Origin of the sequence: Roseateles sp. (assembly GCF_036486225.1) — a bacterium.
Lineage (GTDB): Bacteria > Pseudomonadota > Gammaproteobacteria > Burkholderiales > Burkholderiaceae_C > Roseateles.
The window spans coordinates 1-1,965 of sequence record NZ_DASVNZ010000173.1 but is presented as its reverse complement, the minus strand read 5'-3'; the positions used below and the strand labels follow the sequence as shown (position 1 = coordinate 1,965).

Genomic DNA, 1,965 nt, shown 5'->3' with positions numbered 1-1,965 from the left:
CTGGACCTGCTGGGCCGCCGCCCGGACCTGGCCGCCGCGCGCGCCCGGGTCGAGGCGACGGCGCAGGACATCCGCGTCGCCCGCGCGCAGTTCTATCCGAGCGTGAGCCTGACGGCCTTCGTCGGCCTGAACGCGATCGGGCTGGATGAGCTGTTCAAGAGCGGCAGCCGCCAGTACGGCGCGGGGCCGGCGCTGCACCTGCCGCTGTTCGACAGCGGCCGTCTGCGCGCCAACCTGCGCGGCAGTGCCGCCGAGCAGGACGCCGCGATCGCGAGCTACAACGCCGCGGTGCTGGACGCCGTGCGCGACGCCAGCGACCAGTACACGACGCTCGAATCGTTGCGCCAGCAACGCACGCAGCAGGACGCGCTCGTGGCCAACGCCGACAGCCAGGCCACGCTGGCCGACCAGCGCCATCGCGCCGGCCTGACCGGCCGCATCGCGGTGCTGAACGCGCAGCAGAACCAACTGCTGCAGCAGCGCGGCCAGATCGACCTGCAGGCGCTGACCGTCGATGCGCAGATCAACCTGATGCGCGCGCTGGGCGGCGGCTACGCCGAGCCCGCGCGAGGCGAGACGCAGACGACGGCATCCGCCGATCGCAGCTGACATCGCAGCCGACATCGCCTCCCGAATCACAAGAATCCCGAAGAGCACACCATGAGCGCAACGCCCCCGAACAACACGCAAGCTCCCGCCAAGAACGGCACCCGCAAGAAGGGCCTGACGGCCATCGCCGCCGTCGTCATCGTGGCGGGCCTGGGCTACGCCGCCTACGAATGGATCGTCGGCAGCCGCTACGAGTCCACCGACAACGCCTACGTGCAGGCCAACGTCGTGCAGATCACGCCGCTGGTCGGCGGCACGGTGCGCGCGGTCTACGCCGACGACACCGACTTCGTGAAGGCCGGCCAGAAGCTGGTGAGCCTGGATCCGGTCGACGCCCGCGTCGCGCTGGAGCAGGCGCAGGCGCAGTTGGCGCAGACGGTCCGCGAGGTCCGCACGCTGTATGCGAACAACAGCGGCTTCGAGGCGCAGGTCAAGGTCCGCGAGGCCGACCTCAAGCGCGTCACCGTCGATCTGGACCGCCTGCAGTCCGACGTCGCCCGCCGCCAGCCGCTGGTCGCCACCGGCGCCGTCGGCAAGGAAGAGCTGGAGCACGCGCAATCGCAACTGACCTCGGCCCGCGCGCAGGCCGCCGCCGCGCAGTCGGCGCTGCAGGCCGCGAAGGATCAGCTGGCCTCCAACCAGGTGCTGACCGACGGCGTCAAGGTCGAGGAACACCCGAACGTGCTGCGCGCCGCCGCGCGCCTGCGCGAGAGCTACCTGGCGCTGCAGCGCGCCGAGCTGATCGCGCCGGTGGACGGCTGGGTCGCGCGCCGCTCGGTGCAACTGGGCCAGCGCGTCGCGGCCGGTTCGCCGCTGATGGCGGTGGTCGGGCTGCAGCAGGTCTGGGTCGACGCCAACTTCAAGGAAAGCCAGCTGGCCAAGCTGCGCATCGGCCAGAAGGCGACGCTGGAAGCGGACGTCTACGGCAAGAAGACCGAGTACCACGGCACGGTGCAGGGCCTGGGTGCGGGCACGGGCGCGGCGTTCGCGCTGCTGCCGGCGCAGAACACCACCGGCAACTGGATCAAGGTCGTGCAGCGCGTGCCGGTGCGCATCGCGCTGGACCCCAAGGAAGTGCAGGAGCACCCGCTGCGCGTGGGCCTGTCGATGGACGTGCAGATCGACATCCGTGACCAGGGCGGCGCGATGCTGGCCGCCGCGACCGGCGCCAGCGCGCCGCGCCTGCAGACGGCGATCTTCGACGTCCAGGAGAAGGCCGCCGACGAGCAGGTGAACAAGATCATCGCGACCAACCTCGGCAAGGCCGCGGTCAAGGCGAACACCACCCGCGTGCAATGAGCGATTCCACTCCGACCGCGCCCGGCGCGCCGGCGGCCTCCGGGCCGTCCTCGGCGC

The 1,965-nt window shown here is 71.5% G+C and carries 2 protein-coding genes; both read left to right on the top strand.

Translation table 11 applies throughout. The features are described from left to right. A partial coding sequence (locus VF536_RS12330; RefSeq protein ID WP_331615142.1) for a TolC family protein occupies nucleotides 1-609 on the top strand: 609 nt, incomplete at its 5' end. Nucleotides 610-660: 51 nt separating this feature from the next. Next, on the top strand, nucleotides 661-1,908 hold the full coding sequence (locus VF536_RS12325; RefSeq protein ID WP_331615141.1) for an efflux RND transporter periplasmic adaptor subunit: 1,248 nt from the start codon (nucleotides 661-663) through the stop codon (nucleotides 1,906-1,908). Nucleotides 1,909-1,965: the final 57 nt, after the last annotated feature.

Bases quoted from the DNA above. Each gene is read 5' to 3' on its own strand.
- VF536_RS12325 (WP_331615141.1), top strand. From the start codon at position 661: ATGAGCGCAACGCCCCCGAACAACACGCAAGCTCCCGCCAAGAACGGC.